The organism is Maribacter algae (genome assembly GCF_047345745.1).
In the GTDB taxonomy this organism is placed as follows: domain Bacteria; phylum Bacteroidota; class Bacteroidia; order Flavobacteriales; family Flavobacteriaceae; genus Maribacter.
In genome coordinates this window covers 1540930-1559223 of record NZ_JBLFES010000001.1, presented here as the reverse complement: position 1 = coordinate 1559223, position 18294 = coordinate 1540930, and the positions used below count along the sequence as shown (strand labels likewise).

Below are 18294 nucleotides of genomic sequence, written 5' to 3'. Positions count from 1 at the left end.
AATGACCGCAACAATCTTTTTGGGCATAGGTCTGGAATATATAGATACTGTTTTTCAAACGATACAGAACAGCGATTTCTCGCAATATACCATTGCCGGAATGAAGACGCTTGCCGTACTGTTTTTCTTGATTAACATACTCAAAAAGTACAATGAGGGGGTCGCCGATAAGGAAGGTTACACATGGGGTTTAAGCCCTAACGAACTGGCGAAGAACTTTGCGATAGTGCTACTGGTCATCTTTTCGACACAGATACTTTCATTGTTCGATAGCATCCTAGTAGCCGTAGAAGAGCAGTACCGTGGAACTGCCCCTGCCCTACTCCCGCTGCAAATGCAGGATATTCCCTTGGAAGAAGATGTAGGTGCCTTGGAAGCCACTAAAAAGGCAATGGCCCTATTATACGAAGCTTTGGTAACACCGCTCTACGGTTTCAAAATACTTGCCTTTATCATTAGCTTGTTCCTATGGATTCTGGACTTGTTTATCTATCCATTATTCCTAGCCGAACGTTACTTCCTGCTAGGAATCATGCAAGCATTTTTCCCATTGGTGCTCAGCATGGCGGTCTTTGAGAAGTTCCGCTCGCTGGCCTATAACTTCTTTAAACTATACGCTGCCGTTTATATGCTGGTTCCGGCGTTCTTCTTGGTCAATGTCTTTATCAATGCCATATATACAGAGATAAACGCCAATTTTTGGGTCAACCTTTTTGGAACGGATACCGGTAGTCGCTTTTTCGCGCCCGTAGTAGAGCTTGGCTCCATAGGCTTCATTGTCTTCCTAAAATTTAAGCTCTATAGGCGAGCGACCTCATTTACCCTAAGATTATTTACGGCCTAAGTCGAATAAAAATGAAAACACCGTACACAAACATATACACCGTCCTAAAGACCAATCGCTTTGTAGTCATAACCGTGGTATTGGGGGCGATGCTCACAAGCCTTATTTCAGGACTTATGGTTTTCAACATCCATAAAAAAGCCATCAATAATGCCTTTGCCATAAAGACCGACGGAGAGGTAATTCCCTTGGAAATGGTCAATCAAAAGGAGAACCTTATGGTGGAGGCCCTAGACCACCTTAAGCTTTTCCATGAATATTTCTACGGAATCGATGCCAACAACTACGAATCAAATCTTGCAAAGGCACTTTGGTTGGGCAAAAGCTCGGTGGACAATGTCTATCGACAGAAAAAGGCCGAAGGGGTCTATAACCGTATTCTTCAATATTCCCTTACACAAAGGGTGCTCAGTGTGGAATCGGAAATAGATCTGTCCGAAGAACCCTTTCCATTCCAGAGCAAGACCATTTTTGAGATCAACCGAGGGGCAACAACGGACAAGTATGAGTTGATTACTACTGGGGATTTGATTTTTGGGAATAGGCATTTCCCGAACAATACGCATGGCCTTTTGATAACGAATTATTACGAAAAAACGCTAAAAAAGATAAACGATGACCGATAATCGGCATTTAAAAACTTGTACTTATGAAGATAGAAAAAAACAAAATCGTCTTTAGTTCGGTGTTGGCAGTTATACTGATATTCCTAATTGGATATAGCTATATAGCGATGTCCGAGGATGATTCCGATGAAAATAGTATAAAACAGACCTTGGTACCCGAACTTGAGGAAGAACAAAAAGAATACGAATCCAAACTGGATGCCGTCAACGATCTTCAAGAAGTCAAGGAACGGAACGTGCCCAGTATCTATGATGAAAAATTGATCGATTCTTCAGGCTATTACGACCCGAATCTTGAAGAAAAAAACAAGGAACGGATCGTGGATAGTATCTACGCTTTAGGCAGGACAAGGTATTCCGAACTCAACTACCGGAATGTCGGGAACCGGAAGACTACAAATCCCACAGAACCGGAAATCGATTCCGCCGACTTGAAGAACGAACTTAAAACGACTTCCAAGGAAATGGGATTGGAGCATAAACTCTTCTTTGCTTCTACCCCAGTCCCAAACGAATATTTATTGACTACGGATACGGATGCCGAAATCTATGCAGAAGTGGATGGGGAACAAGTCGTAAAAGCGGATTATCGCCTGCGTATGCGGCTGACCCGATCGGCCAAAATAAATGGCATAGTAGTTCCCAAGAACACCCCTGTTTTCGGGTTTATTAGCTTTAAACCGAACCGTGCCATGGTCGAGATCGAGAACATTGGCCATCGCCCCGTTAAGTTAAAGGTATATGATTTAGAGGATGGCAGCGAGGGCATTTATGTGAAGAACAACTTTCGAGCGGAAGCCTCGACCGAGGTACTGGACGATATCGTGGAGGATATAAACATTCCAAGCGTTCCGCAGGTTAGTGGCATCACAAGGGTTTTTCGGCGCAATAACGGGAATGTGCGCGCCACCATTTCCAATAAAAACAAAATCATGTTAAAACTACAATTATGAGACACTTTATAGTACTCTTGCTTTTCGCCCTATTGCCCTATGTGTCCAACGGACAGACCATGGAGGTTTTGGATACCATTTATGCCAACATGAATAAAAATGTGACGCTGTTCTTTCCCGAACCGATTCGAAGGGGAATAACAGGCTCCGAGAACTTTGTATTTACCTACAATCGGGAAAAAGAGGATTATTACGGCTTGCTCCAAGCAACTCCCGGAAAGGAAAGTAATTTGCTGGTAATCAATAAAAATGGTGCGATTTTTTCGTATATTGTAAAGTACAAAAGAGACCTTCCAAAACTAAATTATTTTGTTCCTGCGTCGGACAGTATCGGCAATGAAAAACCCGATGCTTCCATTGGAAACGCCAGCAACGATAGTACTTATCGCATTAAATATCGCAACGCGTATTTCCACCGGTTTTGTAGTTATTTAGCCGACCAAAAGCGGCGGATTCCAAGACTTAAAAAAACCAAGGAAGATATAACGCTGCGTGTAGCGAATATCGTTTTTGACCGGGACGAATTCTATTTTGTAATTCAGATCGAGAATAGGTCCTCCTTGGCCTATGACCTGAATTTTTTAGACCTATCCATCCAAACCAGACCTAGAGGGAAAAGAAAGTCTTTACAGACCCTATCCCTAAAACCAAAATACCGATTCGGCATACCGGAAAGGATTGCCGAAAACGAAACCAAAAGATTGGTGTACGTGTTACCTAAATTTTCGTTGAGTGCCGACCATAAGGTCATTGTCGAGCTTAACGAGAAAAACGGCAGTCGTAACCCTAAAGTGAAAATATCGCATAAATATATTAACAACCCCAATTGATAGTACCATGAAAAAGTTACTCCTTTTTAGTTTGATCATACTGTTCGTCGCTTGTACCGAACAACAATTATCCCACACCGAAACAGCAAAAATCGTGGTGGAAAGTTTTTATCAAAAAAACAATTCCAAATTAAAAGAGCACACAACATTAGAAAGTTATATTGCTTTTATTGCTATTCAAGATATGATGACGGCCAATGAAAGTGGTGCCTCTAATTTTGTAATTGAGCAAGAAACGGTAGATGGCGATACTGCCTGGGTAAAGTTCACAACCTCCTACGAGGAAAAACCTGAAATTTTTAAGCTAATAAAATCGGACAGGCAATGGAAAGTTACTGAGAAAGGGTTGCGGGAGAAAGGGCCTTTTTGACAACATTATAAGTCAGAAAATTGCTAATACATCTTTACAAATTGCTACGTTTCGCACAGGTGGTTTTCAATCTTTATTATCAATATTAAATCTCCAATAACCACGTGTTCCATCAGTACGTTTCAAAAATCCTTTTTCTTTTGAGATTATTTAAATGTTTTTGAATAGCAGATTCGTTAATATGTAGTATTTCTGCAATTCCCAGCACGGCTTATTCTATTATCTTCAGCTATAAGTTTTAATATCTCTTTTTGTCTATGTGTCAATTGGATAATACCATCTATTTGACCACCTACTTGACCACTCTTTTGACCACCTTCTACTTCAGCCTTTCCAGTAGTGACTGTAGCAGTTTCCTTAGCAGCAAAAGTCATTCGAAGAAAACTATCAGTAAAGCTGAAGCTATCTTTTCCATAATGTTGCAAGATTCGGGGTATGCCAGAACCCAATTGCTCTATCAGTTCTAAATCTTTAAAATACGCATCAGTTCCTTATTACGAGGTACTGAAAACCCCTCAAAGAATTCTTGCTTGCTCAATTATAAGTATCATCAATTCGCATAAACTGGTATATGGATATTTTTCATCAATAATCTTCAGGCATTCTTTACTAACTGAAACATAAAATCGTTCTAAGTCTTTTTGGAAAACCTATTGAAGTACATATGCTTAAATAATTATAATGAATTCTATCTCTAGGCGAGAAAATATGAAGGCGGTTTTCCATAAGCTTTTTTAAAAACTTTACTAAATACGGCAAGGTCACTAAACCCTAACAAGTCAGAGACTTTGCCTATGGAGTATTGCCCCGTTTGAAGAAATTCTTTCGCCTTGGTTATTTTTACCCTATTCACGTATTGATGCGGAGTCTTTCCATAGACTGCCTTAAAGGATTCATAAAGATGAAATTTTGACAATGAAGACTCCAAAGACAAATCCTGTAATGATATAGGATTCATTACATTATCGTGAATATACTCATAAGCCGTCAGCAACCTCTTAAAAGTCTCTAATTGGGTCGATTTTTTTTTGGCCTGTATCACACCGGCCAGCCTATAGGCCTTTAGCTGGTCTTGAGTTATACGCTGCAATACCTCTATGGCCAATTCTTCAGGGCAAAGAAAATTGAAATTCAATTGCCTACTTAATCTATGAATCTTTTCCAATAATTGGCCGGATGAATAATAGCTGGCATTTAATGGGTTTTCCATAAAAAAGGAATCATTAACAATTTCACCCCATGGATTATTTAATAGCTGATTTTGGGAAACAGTTTTAAAATAATTGAACTGACTTCTCAATTGAGGTGAGATTACAAAACTCAAAACGTCTATATAATCTTTGTCCGGATTTATATATTCCCAACCATTACTAGGGTTCGTAACGATGAATTTATTCCCCCCGATCTTCACCCTTCTATCTCTCCAATGCAACTCCCCTATTCCTTGTTTAAAGAAAATTATTGACAAATTATTTTTGTCGAATCTATAATTTTCCAAAGGAGCATTAAAACGCATCAAATAGTTTTTGTCCCTATTGAAATATGGAGCTGTTGTAAATTGATTTTTGGAAAAATGATCGTAGTATTTGTCCTTGTAGGTGATTGACATCATTTTTGTTTTTTGTAAATAATACCTCTTATTCATTGCCGAAAGTGCTCTCTCTAACTTTTTCACATTTCAGAATAAAAATGAATTTTATCGGCTAAACTTGGAAATTCAATACTGTATAGAAAGGACATGCTTTTAATTTGCAATTAAATAGTTGGATGGTGGTTTTCCATAGACTTTTTTAAAGACTTTGCTGAATACCTCTGGGTCGCTAAAACCAAAGGAATCAGATATCTCACTTACAGATGCATCGGTATTCTGTAATGCGTTTTTGGCTTTGGCTATTTTCAACCTATTTATGTACTGATGTGGCGTTTTACCGAATGCTCTTTTGAAAGAATCGTATAAATGAAATTTGGATAGCGAAGAAATGGTAGCCAATTCCTCAATTGATATTGGTTTCCCTATATTGTCATGAATGAATTCGTAAGCTACAAGTAACCTTTTCAAGGTTTCCAATTTCGTTGATGTTTTTTTAGCGTTTATTTCACCAACCATTTTATATCCCAACGCTTGCTCTTTATACAAGGATTGCAGTATTTCTATAGTCAATTCGTAAGGGCAGGTGAAATAAAAGTCGAATTTGTTTGACAAATCATAAATCGACTTTAATAAACGACCTGTAGAATAATGACTAGCAGCTAACATGGTCTCCATAAAATAAGACTCCTCCTTTTCTTCACCAAAAGGATTGTCAAGTAATTGTTCATATTTTTCCGTTACATAGAAATTATACTTGCTCGCCATTTCATCACAGACTGCGAAACTTAGAATATCTACGTAGCCGTTGTTCTCATTTATGTATTCCCAACCATCGTTAGGGTTCATAATCAAAAACCGATCGTTTCTGACTTTTAATCTTTTACCGTTTAAAACGTATTCGCCGCTACCCTCCTTAAAATATCTTATGGTCAAGTTGGTCTTGGGAAAGACAAACTCCGGAATTCGGGCCCTATATCGCAATAAGAGATTATCTTCCTTTTTATAATAAGACGCTTCTTTTAAACCTTTTTTTTCGAACTTTACTTTGTACTCCTGATTCTCAAAATGATTGTAAAACTTTCCTTCGTACTTCAACGACATAGAATTCTGTACTTTCAGATTAATAGTCAATTTAGCTAAAAGTTACACCGTCCAAACGAACGATAACTTAAAATTAACTTTATCGACCAAGCTTGTGTATTGATTATTAAAACGTTCAATAGTTTTATAAATTATACACCTAATAGATGCTAATTGCGAATAAAGTTGCGTATAAGGGAGTAAAATTGTTCGGTCTGTTTGCTTTTCCAACTACTGACTTAATTTTAAAGGTGGATTATTTATCAACGAAACACAATTGAAAGGCTATTGACATTTATTAGGGCTTAAGAAGCAATAAAATCGATTATTTTTTCTGTTGTGTCATTAGCATCATTACCTATCCAAAACATATGACCCCATTTGTTATCCAACCCTATAAGTCTTGAGTTTTCGATTAATCTTTGAGCATGCAGAGCATGGTCGAACGAAACACTATTATCGTTTTTACTATGGACAATTATGGTAGGAATACTGATTTTTCTTGCTATATCGTCATTGATTTTATGTTCAATATCGGATAGAAAACCTCTCTTTGAACGGAAATGTTTGAAAGTAGACAATAACTCATATACATCAGTCTTTAAAATATCATGTGACTTGCTCAAGGAAAACTGAGAATGAAAATTTTTGGCAATTAGATTTGGAAATAAAGGCGAAAATAACCGTACGGCTCCCCAGGTAATCCATTCGACCTTTGGATTAAAGAGTAGTTTGGCAGCCCTATAAATACCGCTATTTTTCGGAAGCCAACATTGGGTTACGGCAGAGGCCAATACCAACTTATGTATCCGCTCCGGATAATTTGCGGCAAGATGCATCGCAGTTGGTCCAGCAGCAGAAATGGCATACAATACAACAGTATTAACCCCTAAAGTATCCAAAAAAGATACAATCAACCTGGCAGCACTTTTAAGAGTGTCGTTTTTGTTGAGGGGCGTTTTCCCATATCCAGGTCTTGACGGGGTTATCAAACGGTATTCATCCAAATTAAAACCCTTGTGAAATAGTGTTTCATGACAATTTGAATGACCCCCATGCAAAAAGAGAATTGGATTTCCGTTACCTCTGGAAACATATTCTACTTTGCCAAATTTTGTGTCAACTATTTGAAGCTCCAATTTTCAAGTGAGTTTTAATAAAAATGATAGCATCCCCGAGCATCCTTCGAAATATTCTTTGATTCATAGCAACTTTAAAGACTTCTTTCTTACCATATCTGTATTGGTTCAGACTAATAACAATATCAATAAAGAAGTTAGTGTTTAACGTTCATTATCTCGGACAATGAAATTTGCTTTCCATTTTTGTCGGAAAGCTCTAATCTTGGGTTTCCATCCTTATCCAAGTAAAGTTTTATCTTACCGTTCCCTTTTTTATCGGACAGGAATAAGCCATGGTTCCCGTTCCACAATCTCCCCGCAAAAAAGATATTGGCTCCGTAAAAACCCTGTTTCTCCAAACTATCTTATTGTTTCTGCCTTTCCTGCTCAGACCGTAATTTCATAATCCGTTCCTCTTCTTCAAGTACTTGTTTACTCGTTATGGAATCAGGGCGTTCCCATAGTGCCAGTCCATATAGTTTTTTCCTCACTCCATTTCTGAGTACTTCAGAACTTTTTAAGGCAAGAATCTGATCATTCTTAAATTGGTCGAAAGAAACTTGAAAACCATGATTATTTTTGTTACCTGAAAATAAGTATCCTCCCATTTCTTCGCCCAAATCGTTATACATTAGAATTCCGCCTGCTTTGCCTCTTCCAAAATCATAACTTTTCCCCTCGATCACCAAATCCGTAGGCTGTCTTTCTTTATTGGTGATGATCATTTTAGGTGTACCGTCTTTTTCAATTACATTTATACGTTCTACGTTTATTTCCTTAAATTGAGTAAGGTTATCCAGCCCTAACTCTCTATTAAATAGAAGAAAAATAGCACCTAAAGTCAGTGCAATATTGTAAATAATCAAAATGTTTATTTTCTTATTATGTCTAAATATTATAAATTTATTTGAGTCCTTAGATGTATTATTTCTAAGATCCGAAACGGATTTATGCCCTAATCGCTGACCGTTAGAAGTCCATTGACTTCATGAGAGGTTTGACTGACAATACTTTTTTTGCTCAAAAACAGGGAAGCCTTCAATTACCCATATATATTATGATTTGAATGATTTTTATTCTTCTTCAAATAGTTTAATCGTATAATCCAGAAGCTCTTTTCCGCCACATTTACCGTGACCTGGAATTACTGTTATCAGATTTTTATATTTTAGTTTTATTTTATTTACGGTTACAGGCCACTGCGTTGTATTTGCATCGGCAAGATTTCCTTTTCCCGCACCCATCTCTTTGATTAGGCAACCTCCAAACAATAACGCTTCACTCGGTATATAACTCACGACATTATCCGATGTGTGTCCTGGCCCAAAGTATTCCGTAATGATAGTCTCATTTCCAATGCTATGTTCTATTTGATTATCAAATGCAATTTGCGGCACTGTTTCATTGCTCTTTTTTGCCAATTGAATTGTACTGATATTAGCATACGATTTTATATGTCTTTCATGGAACATTTTCAAACCACCTAAACAGTCGTTATGAAAGTGATTTATAATAACCGCTTTAACTTTTTTGTTCTGCACATTGGTTATCCATTTCAATAGTTCTGCCGAACTGGAATCATTAGTTGGTGTATCCAAAACGATCGCCTCTTTTTTACTGAAAAACACCAACCCGTTGCAGGGATACTTGCCGTAATTGGGAATATCCAGATAAGATGTATGTATATAAACATTTTCACTTACCTTCTCGATTTTCAATGTCTCTGACACTAAAGGATAAAGTACTGTTCTGTTTGAATAACAACTGAACAATAAAGCGGAAAAGAATACTAATAAAACGAGTTTTTTCATTTTCGATATTTACTTATTAAAAGCTCGCTAAAACTCCAAGGAGTTCAAGAAGATATTCTTCAAAAGAGTTATAAGTTGAATCGGATTCAAATTTTATCACATTTTGCTCGAGCTTAGGGAGAAAAAGAAATCCTAATTCTACTGTATGTATTTTCATAATTTCTCTGCCTATTGCCCATGACCGCATTTTTTAGTAAGCAAGGCATCTATTAAACAAACTATAAAACTAATAGTCAACAACTAGCATCATTTGTCAAAAAGTCAATATTTCAAAAAAATGATTTTTTGACAAATAGTGATATACAATCCAACCTTAATTTTGAAGACTCTTAAACTCGGTTGTTACTAGAAAGAATATGGAAGAAAGCGAAGTTTCTTTTATTCAATTGGAGGAGTTAAAAGTGGAATATTTCCAGACCGGGGATACCAATACCGAAGTGCTACTTTTCATACACGGTCTAGGGGCTAATCTAAACCAGTTCAAAAAACAACATTCTTATTTTAGTGGGCAATTTAGAGTTATCTCACCAAGCCTGAGAGGTCATGGAAATTCAGTCCTAACCGGTATCTCGCAAGCACATACTTTTACATTAAAAAAAATGGGCGCCGATATTATTGAACTATTAGAGAAGCTTCAAATCGGAAAGGCCCACTTTGTCGGGAATTCCATGGGTGGGAATGTAGGTTACGAAATAATGAATGCACGCCCCTCCCTTTTATTATCCCTCACGACTTTTGGTACCACGCCCAAATTGAATAAAAATAGATTCACAGTACTACTTATAACTTTTTTCGTTAACACATTCAATAGTAATATTATAGGCTACCTATCTAGTCAAAGTGGTATGACCCCATATGCAAGGAATTTGATTAAAACCATGATAGAAAGCACGCCGAAATCGACAATTCTGAAATCCATCAAGAATATTTCAAATTTTGACTATTTAAATGTCATCGATAAAGGTAAAGTTCCTATTCTCACTATAATAGGTGGAAATGACAAGGCTATAAATAAAGGACTGAAAAGTACGCTTCAGAAATTTAAGGGACGAAATAATTTTTATTTGAATACAATCAGAAACGCTGGGCATTTTTTAAACTTTGACAATCCAAAAAAGTTTAATTATACGTTACATAATTTTCTAGTACAGGTACGCAATTACCTATTGATGCTCGTTCAAATTTAAAAAAATCGTTCCGTCGATATTTTTTAAAACCCAAATTCAACCGAAGCCTTTACTAATACAAATGCTGTAAACCTGTTTGATGAACATTCTAAAAGGAACAAAATTGTACAGTATTCTGACTGGGAGTTGCCCTGTGTGCCACAGCGATAATATGTACCTCACTAGCAACCCCTACCATATCAACACGGTACTGAAGATGCACGAGCGGTGTAAGATTTGCAAAACCAAGTATAAAATCGAACCCTCCTTTTTTTTCGGGGCCATGTACGTCAGCTACGGTGTCGGCCTTGTATTCGCAGGCTCGGCATTTGTAGTAGCCTATTTGATATTTAAATTAAGCATACTGACCAGTTATGGTATCATTGTTTTTATTATGGTATTGGCATTACCAATTATCTTAAGGCTTTCCAGAAATATTTGGATTAATATTTTTATGAGTTATGACAAGAATTCAGTAAAAAAAGTTTGAGTCTTTTCCCTGTTCGCATTTAAAGCTTTTAGATACCTCAAAAACTCTGCTTCTATCGAAAAACTAAAAAAGAGACTTTCTGACAAGTGCCTCAGAGTGTTTTACAATTAGTTTCGCCTTTCAAAATCAAAATGATAAAATGAATAAATATTGCTTCGCATTCCTGTGCCTTTGGTGCAGTACACTTCTTGCTCAAAATCAACTAGGACCAGATAGTCAAGTTCAAAAACTCTCCCCTAATTTTATGGATAGGATAGATTTTAGGGCAGGATACTACGGAAACTATTTTTGGAATCCGGGTCTTACTTTTGGAACGGAATATCTCTTAAGTGAAAAAGTAGAAACCAAGCAAAAAAAGCGCAGGACTAAAGTAGTCACTAAACAGTGGTTAATTAATGGTATGGTCGGACTGAGCTGGGATCCACGAACCGAGCTTGGGGTTTTCACCAATTATGGTATTCTTTGGCGCAGAACCAATACCAAAGGAAAACAGCTTAATTTTCAATTTAATCCTTTAGGTATTTATCGTGCTTTCTTACCGGAAACCTATGAAGTGTCAGGTGATAATGTGGATAGGGTTTTCCTCCCGGGCAGAAACTATTATGCTCCCTCAATATCCTTGGGTTTTGGAAAATTGCGAAAAGGCAAAACATTATCCGGCAGGTATCTAAATATAACCTATATGCTTCGCACCCCCTACAATACGAATTTCCTGCCTTCTATAGCCATAGAATATGGCTATCGCTTCAACTTCAAAAAGAAAAACTAAGATGAAAAAGAAAATTTACAAAAACGCAAAAATGCTTTTAACAATTGCTTCATTCCTATTTATCCTTTCGTGTGCAAAGGAAGATATGGATAATTTGAGCGATACGCTATATGTACGCCACAAAGGTGCAGATATGCCGGCCCATATTTATGGCAACGCCTCGGAAAAAGTATTCCTCATCCTATTGCATGGTGGTCCTGGCGGGGAAGGATTGGGGTATCGGTCCGGAACTATTAAAAGTGAAATAGAAAAGGAATGCGCCGTGGTCTATTACGACCAAAGAGGTTCGGGCATGTCTCAAGGGAGATATTCCGAAGATGGTATCAGTATTGAAATCATGACGGAAGATGTTCTCGCTCTAGTGAAAGTGATACAAAATAAATATGGAGACGATTCGAAATTTTTTTTGATGGGACATAGCTGGGGAGGAACATTAGGCACTTCTGTGATGCTAAAGAACCAAGATATATTCAAGGGTTGGATTGAAGTTGGAAGTGCCAACGATGCCAAAAATATTTATTTTGAATATCCAAAAAATTTCAGAAGAGTTGCGGATGAACAAATAGCTTTAGGCAATAATGTTTCTTATTGGGAAGGAGTCCAGCGTAAAATAGACGGATTAAACACGGACGTTTATAGTGATGACGATTTTTATACCATGAACAAAGAAGCAGTAAAGGCCCAGGAAAAACTTTCGGATGATGGGTTTGTCAATAGACTCAATAGCAAAATTCAAGGTCAAGCGGTTATAAACACTTTTTTCAGGAACAATATTTTGACCGTAGCTTGGAACGGAAAAATCACACAGTCAATTCTAGTAAGGGACCAAGGTATTTTCGAAAGCCTTTCATTTGCCGACAGACTTAGTGAAATCACCATTCCTTCCTTGACCATTTGGGGAAAATATGATATGGTAGTACCTATTAAATTTGCCCAGGAGACTTTTGGTAATCTAGGCTCTGCCTCAAAAGAATTGGTGATTTTCGAAAAATCCGCTCACTCTCCTATGTATACCGAACCTGATCTGTTTGCAGAAGAAGTCATTGATTTTATCACTGCGCATAAATAGTGAAGGTTCATTCATGGGAAAACAGATTATGGAGTAATCATCCGGAAGATGGCAAAAGCTAACAAGTCAACCAGTAGTTCTTATCCGCTTGCCATCTGATAAACATTTATTTGGATGTCATAATATGACTGGTGGCCTCAATAAAGTTTATAAGATACTTTTAGAATACGCCAAAAGTGAGGTAGGGCTTAACCTTCTTTGGTACCGTACATAAGAAACATGGCATGAATCTTTCCGTGCCGAAATTGAATTGACACACGCATATCCCGTATTCACATTGGAATTCTGACTAGTTATAGGATGTGCGTGTATCAATTAAACTACTAATAATGCCAAGGCAATTCTAAAATATTCAGATTAGCGTTTTCGTAATCGCCTATGAAATTTACATATCCACTTTATAATTTGAGATTTCATGTCATTTAAACGGTTTCACTACAGTGATGCAAGGACTCCTTTTTTGAAATATTGATTTTTTGACAAACGGTGAAGGTGCAAACGTGTTTAGTTTTGAGGTTATTACTTAATAAAATCCATTTTAATCCCAAATCTTAAACCATGAAAAAACTAAATCTAATTACATTTTTTTCAGTATTATTTCTAACAGTACTATCCTGTAACAACGATGATGATACCGATCGCGAACGGACTTTTGTCGCAACAAAGCGAACGTACAGGTTCAGGTGTCTTATACTATGTGACAAAAAGCAAGTTGCTATCCGCTCAGCAGAATCCCCTCAATATATCAATAACCAATTTGAAACGAAAGAAGTCACGCCGTCCGGGCTAATTTTCTTGTTGAACCATTACCTCCCTCCTATCAAGTTCAATTTTAAAAAATTCATAATACATTGAAAATTAGTTTTTTATAAAATATTAAGGCCGAACTAATAGGGTGCAGTGTTGTATGCCTGTTGTAGAAGTAGAAACCAAGAAGGTTTTGTAATCAGGGTTAAATTAAAAATCAAGCATTATGTATGTAATAGGAAAAAGTAGGGCCAACAAATCTAAACGTACGGTTCTTAAAGGAGCGATTCTAATTGTCTTGGCCGTAATCGCCATGTCCTGTGAAAAAAGGGAATCTTCTGAAATATTGGTCGATGAAGCTATATATCAGGACTACTTGGTTAGCTATGACCTGTCTGCCAAGAAAACGAGTGCAGCCGCTTCGCTTCGGGACAAGAAAGGAGTGAGACTTGAATTGAACCGTACAGGGGAACGCATTTTGTTCAACAAAAAAGAACCGAATCAAGCCAAGTCTTTGAGCAGCTCATTGCTCGGTGCATTCGCAGCTGCTATTACGGATTATGAATATGTATGGAAGGTGGGTCAACTGATCGATGGTGAATTTACCTATGTGAAGAACAAGTCGAGATCCTTTCGGAACACCATCTCTTTAAAAGAAATTGAAACCATTCAAATACCTGTTGATTTTAAGGAAGTGAAACTTGACGGTAGTACGGTTTTAAAATGGGAGGGTGCGTCAGTTGGCAAGAAAGAAAACGTGAGTATCTCCTTTGTGCAGAAAGACAACGTTAATGGAGGAGGTACCGGAACGGTAAGTTTAGAGGGTGCAAAGGAACTGCGACTGAACGGTCTCTTGATAAAAGGTTTGAAAAAAGGAAAGACTACGGTCATACTCACAAGGCGAAAAGAATTGACCGGAATCGCCCAATCGGATGGAAAACAGAACAATGGCCGCCGTATCGTAGAGGTCGTGGTTTCAAAAGAAATCTACGTCAAATAATCATCCGAGACGATGGATTTCCACAGTATTACATATAAAGTCTCTTAAGAACAATAACATAAACTCAAAAAAATGAAACAGATCACAATAACAATGACCGTTCTCCTAGTAACGATTATCGTGAATCTCGGCCATGGCCAAAGCAAAGGAGCAAACGAATTAAAGGTAGGATACGGAGCATTATCGTCCATCCAATTTTTAGACTTGGCAAATGACCTGACTATAATTTCGGGTACCTTGGGTAGCATGTCCTATGAAAACAAAAAGTATGGTAACACTATTTATGGAAGTTACAAGCACGCCATCAATGACAATATCATGCTAGGCGGGACTGTGGCCTTCGAGCGTGTCACGGATAATGCGATATCTGGCAACAAAAAAATCGGGGAACGAGACAGTAAAACGTACACAGCCGCCCTCGAAGCCGAATATTATTATATTTCGCAAACCTTTATTAGGCTGTATTCCGGATTAGGGGCAGGATACAGTTTTAATAAACAGGAGTTTACTTCCACTGATTCTACCATTAAGAACCAAGAGGAAAAGTTCAACCACTTCAATTTTCACGTGAACGCTTTAGGTATTAGAGTGGGTAATGCCCTTGCGGCGTTTGCCGAGGTCGGTTTTGGATATAAAGGAATTGTTAATGTAGGCCTGTCCTATCAATTTTGAAACGGTTTAAATGGAATGCGTGTATTGGTGCATTTCCAAAAGAGTATGTTTTAGATGATGTCGATATGTTAAGTATAATTTAGAGTTAGTTTTCATAGTTATTTTATTGGTGTTGATTTACTTCGTGTCGACAAGACGGCCTTTGTTTCGTGCAAAGGCCGTCTTTATTTTTAAGATAAGGCAAAAGTCTACATATATCAAGACACTACTAAGGTAAGAATGGATTATCCAAACTCTTCTTCAAAAAATAAGACGTTAAAATAGGGTAAACCAAAAGTATCCTGTTGTGAAAGAAAGAAGGGTTAATTAAAAATGAATCTTTATGAAAACCGATAAATACAGAAATTTCCTCATCGTCCTATTCTTAACCATTGTATCGTTTCAATCTTGTAACAAGGATGATGTTATCGTTACTCAGGACGCAGCAACCAATACAGAGACCGATACTATTGACAATGCGCCCAAAGAACCTGATGCAGATGCGGACGAAACTCCCGGAAACGATGCCAGTACAGAAGGAGAAGAAGGTGCGATAACCCAGTATCGCGTAGATGGAGACAATCTTATCAAGGAAACGGATTATAAGGTTACCGGAAAAGAACTGGAATTTCAAAAAGACACTAAAAAGCATCAAGAAATTTGGGAACTGACCAAAAAAATAATCCCACCGAATTATCGGTCTAAAATGAGCGAATTCATAATTTTTGCCGGGGAAAAGGACGGCACGGCCGGATATGTCTACAGTACGAATCAGGAACTGTCCAAATGGGCCATGGGCATTGCCATTGATTTTGCGTACTTGGGTGGCTTCAACGCCGATGGCGAGCTTGCCTATACCATCGTGCACGAGTTTGGACATATATTGACACTAAACGATACCCAAATAGATCACGCCATCACAGAGAATAGTTGTAAAAACTACTTTCCAGGCGAGGGCTGCTCGAAAAAAGAATCCTATATCAACAAGCTTTTCTCGAGATATTGGTCCGATATCGCCAAAGAGCATTCAGATCTAAGTGAAGACCAAGACGAACAGGAGAAATTCTATCAGAAATACCAAGATCGTTTTGTTACGGGTTATGCCTCCACCAACCCCGGGGAGGATATTGCAGAAGTGTTCGCCACCTTTGTTACCCGAAACGGAGGCCCAAATGGGAGCTCCATAGCTGAGCAAAAAATACAACTCATGTACGATCATCCCGAAGTGATAGAATTGCGAAACTACATTAGAGGTAATACGGCCAGAGCGAAAAGTAGAAGTTTCTTGCCCGCTGCAGGCGCATGGAAAAAGGCTGAAACCTTCGGTAATCCAAAAAAAATAAATTGTACGAAACATGGTAAGTAATGAGCGAAAAGGGGTGCATTGAGTATGGTTTAAAGTGCCTTTCCTAATGAAGATCTATGAAAAATGTAATAATGATATTGATAGTATTGCTCTTTTCGTGCAAAACAGGTAAACATGCTCGTACGGACAATATTGAAAAAGAAGTTCTTTTATACTATTCGAAAGGACCCTGTATGGGAAAATGCCCTGTTTATAATTTGTGGGTTTTTGTAGATGGCACAGTTCTTTATAGAGAGGTATTCATGGCCAAGGAAAAGAAAACAATCTCCGGTAAATTATCAACTGAGGAAATGTGGAATTTAACCAACCTCTTGAAAAATAGTTTAGGCTACCCCACACCTTTTCGAAGAATCAGAGATCGGCCCGTAACCATTCTGCAATTCGATGGTAAGGAGTTTGAATATCATGCCTCAAAAATCAAAGATCCATTAAAAGAGGCGAACGATGGAATTGAGGCATTAGTAAAATCCCTAAAAGCCGACGAACGTGAAAGGTAACCAAAGACATACCATTGAGACGGCTACTTCAAAAAACGTTCGGGATTCTTTTTTAAAAAATGAATAATGTGATGTACATATTTGGTATAATCCTGTTCCCAAGTGATGGTAGACAGTACAATGCATTGAGGACCGAACAAAACAAGGTTCTTTTGTATTACTCCAAGAGGCCTTGTTCAAGAAAACATCCCAAATTTGACTTGTGGGTCTTTACGGATGGAAGAGTATTATACAAGGAGATATATGGGCCTACAGAATACGGAGAGGTTAGAAGTGTTCTATCCGGAAAGGACATTGACGATTTAACACAGTTGCTGGAATACAGTTTACAATATTCTTCATATCCAAAAAAAGTTGGGGACTTACCTGTTACTAACCTGAAACCCAATGGAAGGGAATTCGAATACCAGGCTTCAACTATCGATGGGCCGTTGAAAGCTGTCGATACTCAAATAGAGGGTCTATTAGGAAAATTACACATCGCAAACTTGGTGCCCGAATAGTCTCCATATAGAAATATATTGGTATCCACTGCATCAACGATGGTCATTCCATTTGGTAGTGCAGAAGCAATATTGTCTGAAGCAATAAGGGTCGAATGTTCCACAGGACCTATACTTTGCAACCACAAATCGCTTTCAAATCTTAGAAAATGAGAAAAGTTTCAATTCCAATTTACATGTACGTTTTTCATAGCTTGTAACAAAGATTATGATACTGGTATTGGACCAAACCAAAGAACTCTTGGAATATTCAAGGTTATGGCTGGGGATACATCTATACAAATGAACGGGACTATCAATAGTCCCTCGTTGAAATCTTTAATACATTATATCTGCATTTCCCAATGTAAAAATTATTCGAATAAAAGAATATGATGGGTCATCGGATGATGAAACCAATCTAAAACTATCGAATCGGGAATATAATCTTGTAATAAACACGTATTTACCGGATAACGGACTGATCAAATCCGGAGGTATCGATTTTTTCGTGGCAGGGAAACGGCGCACGGCTGGGGCAAATACAAAAATCGGGGTAGATTCATGGTCGAATAAAGACGAATCAGTTCAGGCCAAGGATTTTCCTGTAGACCACTCCAATCATCTACCCTATATAAAGTACTATATTTCCCTAGGTTTTCGAGAAAAAAGGCCGAGGATTTCTACTATTTCACCATTAGTGTGGCAGATACCGACAATATGCAATTTATATTCAAAAAAGAGATAAAGAAGTACAATTTGATTACAAAATAAAAAAGCGGATATAAGACTTCCATTGGTCTAATCCATACATATTTTCCATCTTGTTAT

Annotated in this window: 20 protein-coding genes and 1 pseudogene; 14 read left to right on the top strand and 7 right to left on the bottom strand. The window is 37.7% G+C overall.

The window, feature by feature from the left end; genetic code table 11:
• Nucleotide 1: 1 nt before the first annotated feature.
• Genes ACKWBX_RS06890 through ACKWBX_RS06870 form a run of 5 tightly spaced genes read left to right on the top strand, consistent with a single transcriptional unit; the run spans nt 2 to nt 3623 of the window.
• The gene (locus tag ACKWBX_RS06890; RefSeq protein WP_413967908.1) at nt 2–844 is read left to right on the top strand and encodes a hypothetical protein; all 843 of its coding nucleotides are present in this window, start codon (nt 2–4) and stop codon (nt 842–844) included.
• A gap of 11 nt (nt 845–855) precedes the next feature.
• A complete protein-coding gene (locus ACKWBX_RS06885) occupies nt 856–1470 on the top strand; it encodes a conjugal transfer protein TraK (RefSeq protein ID WP_413967907.1) in 615 nt (204 codons plus the stop codon).
• A 23-nt stretch (nt 1471–1493) separates the two neighbouring features.
• On the top strand, nt 1494–2423 hold the full coding sequence (gene traM / locus ACKWBX_RS06880; protein ID WP_413967906.1) for a conjugative transposon protein TraM: 930 nt from the start codon (nt 1494–1496) through the stop codon (nt 2421–2423).
• Nucleotides 2420–3253, top strand: coding sequence for a DUF4138 domain-containing protein (locus ACKWBX_RS06875; RefSeq protein ID WP_413967905.1), 834 nt, complete (start codon nt 2420–2422; stop codon nt 3251–3253). The genes traM and ACKWBX_RS06875 overlap by 4 nt, the downstream gene beginning before the upstream one ends.
• A 7-nt stretch (nt 3254–3260) precedes the next feature.
• On the top strand, nt 3261–3623 hold the full coding sequence (locus tag ACKWBX_RS06870; protein WP_413967904.1) for a hypothetical protein: 363 nt from the start codon (nt 3261–3263) through the stop codon (nt 3621–3623).
• Between the two features lie 66 nt (nt 3624–3689).
• Here the strand turns inward: ACKWBX_RS06870 and ACKWBX_RS06865 are convergent.
• The 7 genes and pseudogenes from ACKWBX_RS06865 to bla all read right to left on the bottom strand — a co-directional run.
• Nucleotides 3690–4161: pseudogene (locus ACKWBX_RS06865) on the bottom strand (winged helix-turn-helix transcriptional regulator); the annotation flags it as partial.
• Between the two features lie 156 nt (nt 4162–4317).
• Nucleotides 4318–5232 carry a helix-turn-helix transcriptional regulator gene (locus ACKWBX_RS06860; RefSeq protein ID WP_413967903.1) on the bottom strand — a complete coding sequence of 305 codons (915 nt, stop codon included), beginning with the start codon at nt 5230–5232 and terminating at the stop codon, nt 4318–4320.
• 135 nt (nt 5233–5367) lie between these two features.
• Nucleotides 5368–6315 carry an AraC family transcriptional regulator gene (locus tag ACKWBX_RS06855; protein ID WP_413967902.1) on the bottom strand — a complete coding sequence of 316 codons (948 nt, stop codon included), beginning with the start codon at nt 6313–6315 and terminating at the stop codon, nt 5368–5370.
• A gap of 284 nt (nt 6316–6599) precedes the next feature.
• Entirely contained in the window at nt 6600–7433 is an 834-nt protein-coding gene (locus ACKWBX_RS06850; protein WP_413967901.1) for an alpha/beta fold hydrolase, read from the bottom strand.
• A 137-nt stretch (nt 7434–7570) separates the two neighbouring features.
• Nucleotides 7571–7774 (bottom strand): hypothetical protein, encoded by a 204-nt coding sequence (locus ACKWBX_RS06845; RefSeq protein WP_413967900.1) that lies wholly within the window; start codon nt 7772–7774, stop codon nt 7571–7573.
• Nucleotides 7775–7780: 6 nt separating this feature from the next.
• Nucleotides 7781–8281 (bottom strand): hypothetical protein, encoded by a 501-nt coding sequence (locus tag ACKWBX_RS06840; RefSeq protein WP_413967899.1) that lies wholly within the window; start codon nt 8279–8281, stop codon nt 7781–7783.
• 207 nt (nt 8282–8488) lie between these two features.
• A complete protein-coding gene (gene bla, locus ACKWBX_RS06835) occupies nt 8489–9226 on the bottom strand; it encodes a subclass B1 metallo-beta-lactamase (protein WP_413967898.1) in 738 nt (245 codons plus the stop codon).
• A gap of 356 nt (nt 9227–9582) precedes the next feature.
• On the opposite strand from bla, the gene ACKWBX_RS06830 reads away from it, so the two are divergent.
• The 9 genes from ACKWBX_RS06830 (at nt 9583) to ACKWBX_RS06790 (ending at nt 17484) form a co-directional block, all read left to right on the top strand.
• A complete protein-coding gene (locus ACKWBX_RS06830; protein ID WP_413967897.1) occupies nt 9583–10413 on the top strand; it encodes an alpha/beta fold hydrolase in 831 nt (276 codons plus the stop codon).
• A gap of 79 nt (nt 10414–10492) precedes the next feature.
• The gene (locus ACKWBX_RS06825) at nt 10493–10882 is read left to right on the top strand and encodes a DUF983 domain-containing protein (RefSeq protein WP_413967896.1); all 390 of its coding nucleotides are present in this window, start codon (nt 10493–10495) and stop codon (nt 10880–10882) included.
• 139 nt (nt 10883–11021) lie between these two features.
• Entirely contained in the window at nt 11022–11651 is a 630-nt protein-coding gene (locus tag ACKWBX_RS06820; RefSeq protein WP_413967895.1) for a hypothetical protein, read from the top strand.
• A gap of 1 nt (nt 11652) precedes the next feature.
• The gene (locus tag ACKWBX_RS06815) at nt 11653–12720 is read left to right on the top strand and encodes an alpha/beta fold hydrolase (RefSeq protein ID WP_413967894.1); all 1068 of its coding nucleotides are present in this window, start codon (nt 11653–11655) and stop codon (nt 12718–12720) included.
• Between the two features lie 973 nt (nt 12721–13693).
• The gene (locus tag ACKWBX_RS06810; protein WP_413967893.1) at nt 13694–14467 is read left to right on the top strand and encodes a hypothetical protein; all 774 of its coding nucleotides are present in this window, start codon (nt 13694–13696) and stop codon (nt 14465–14467) included.
• Nucleotides 14468–14539: 72 nt separating this feature from the next.
• The gene (locus ACKWBX_RS06805) at nt 14540–15139 is read left to right on the top strand and encodes a hypothetical protein (RefSeq protein ID WP_413967892.1); all 600 of its coding nucleotides are present in this window, start codon (nt 14540–14542) and stop codon (nt 15137–15139) included.
• Nucleotides 15140–15461: 322 nt separating this feature from the next.
• Nucleotides 15462–16484 (top strand): zinc-binding metallopeptidase, encoded by a 1023-nt coding sequence (locus ACKWBX_RS06800; RefSeq protein WP_413967891.1) that lies wholly within the window; start codon nt 15462–15464, stop codon nt 16482–16484.
• 56 nt (nt 16485–16540) lie between these two features.
• A complete protein-coding gene (locus tag ACKWBX_RS06795) occupies nt 16541–16981 on the top strand; it encodes a DUF6438 domain-containing protein (protein WP_413967890.1) in 441 nt (146 codons plus the stop codon).
• A gap of 59 nt (nt 16982–17040) precedes the next feature.
• Complete coding sequence (locus tag ACKWBX_RS06790; protein WP_413967889.1) at nt 17041–17484, top strand: DUF6438 domain-containing protein; 444 nt, start codon at nt 17041–17043, stop codon at nt 17482–17484.
• Nucleotides 17485–18294 lie beyond the last annotated feature (810 nt).

What these genes read in the sequence shown, in the direction of transcription:
- ACKWBX_RS06890 (WP_413967908.1), top strand. Translation starts at nt 2, where the DNA reads ATGACCGCAACAATCTTTTTGGGCATAGGTCTGGAATATATAGATACT.
- ACKWBX_RS06885 (WP_413967907.1), top strand. Translation starts at nt 856, where the DNA reads ATGAAAACACCGTACACAAACATATACACCGTCCTAAAGACCAATCGC.
- traM (WP_413967906.1), top strand. Translation starts at nt 1,494, where the DNA reads ATGAAGATAGAAAAAAACAAAATCGTCTTTAGTTCGGTGTTGGCAGTT.
- ACKWBX_RS06875 (WP_413967905.1), top strand. Translation starts at nt 2,420, where the DNA reads ATGAGACACTTTATAGTACTCTTGCTTTTCGCCCTATTGCCCTATGTG.
- ACKWBX_RS06870 (WP_413967904.1), top strand. Translation starts at nt 3,261, where the DNA reads ATGAAAAAGTTACTCCTTTTTAGTTTGATCATACTGTTCGTCGCTTGT.
- ACKWBX_RS06860 (WP_413967903.1), bottom strand. Translation starts at nt 5,232, where the DNA reads ATGTCAATCACCTACAAGGACAAATACTACGATCATTTTTCCAAAAAT.
- ACKWBX_RS06855 (WP_413967902.1), bottom strand. Translation starts at nt 6,315, where the DNA reads ATGTCGTTGAAGTACGAAGGAAAGTTTTACAATCATTTTGAGAATCAG.
- bla (WP_413967898.1), bottom strand. Translation starts at nt 9,226, where the DNA reads ATGAAAAAACTCGTTTTATTAGTATTCTTTTCCGCTTTATTGTTCAGT.
- ACKWBX_RS06830 (WP_413967897.1), top strand. Translation starts at nt 9,583, where the DNA reads ATGGAAGAAAGCGAAGTTTCTTTTATTCAATTGGAGGAGTTAAAAGTG.
- ACKWBX_RS06825 (WP_413967896.1), top strand. Translation starts at nt 10,493, where the DNA reads ATGAACATTCTAAAAGGAACAAAATTGTACAGTATTCTGACTGGGAGT.
- ACKWBX_RS06820 (WP_413967895.1), top strand. Translation starts at nt 11,022, where the DNA reads ATGAATAAATATTGCTTCGCATTCCTGTGCCTTTGGTGCAGTACACTT.
- ACKWBX_RS06815 (WP_413967894.1), top strand. Translation starts at nt 11,653, where the DNA reads ATGAAAAAGAAAATTTACAAAAACGCAAAAATGCTTTTAACAATTGCT.
- ACKWBX_RS06810 (WP_413967893.1), top strand. Translation starts at nt 13,694, where the DNA reads ATGTATGTAATAGGAAAAAGTAGGGCCAACAAATCTAAACGTACGGTT.
- ACKWBX_RS06805 (WP_413967892.1), top strand. Translation starts at nt 14,540, where the DNA reads ATGAAACAGATCACAATAACAATGACCGTTCTCCTAGTAACGATTATC.
- ACKWBX_RS06800 (WP_413967891.1), top strand. Translation starts at nt 15,462, where the DNA reads ATGAAAACCGATAAATACAGAAATTTCCTCATCGTCCTATTCTTAACC.
- ACKWBX_RS06795 (WP_413967890.1), top strand. Translation starts at nt 16,541, where the DNA reads ATGAAAAATGTAATAATGATATTGATAGTATTGCTCTTTTCGTGCAAA.
- ACKWBX_RS06790 (WP_413967889.1), top strand. Translation starts at nt 17,041, where the DNA reads ATGAATAATGTGATGTACATATTTGGTATAATCCTGTTCCCAAGTGAT.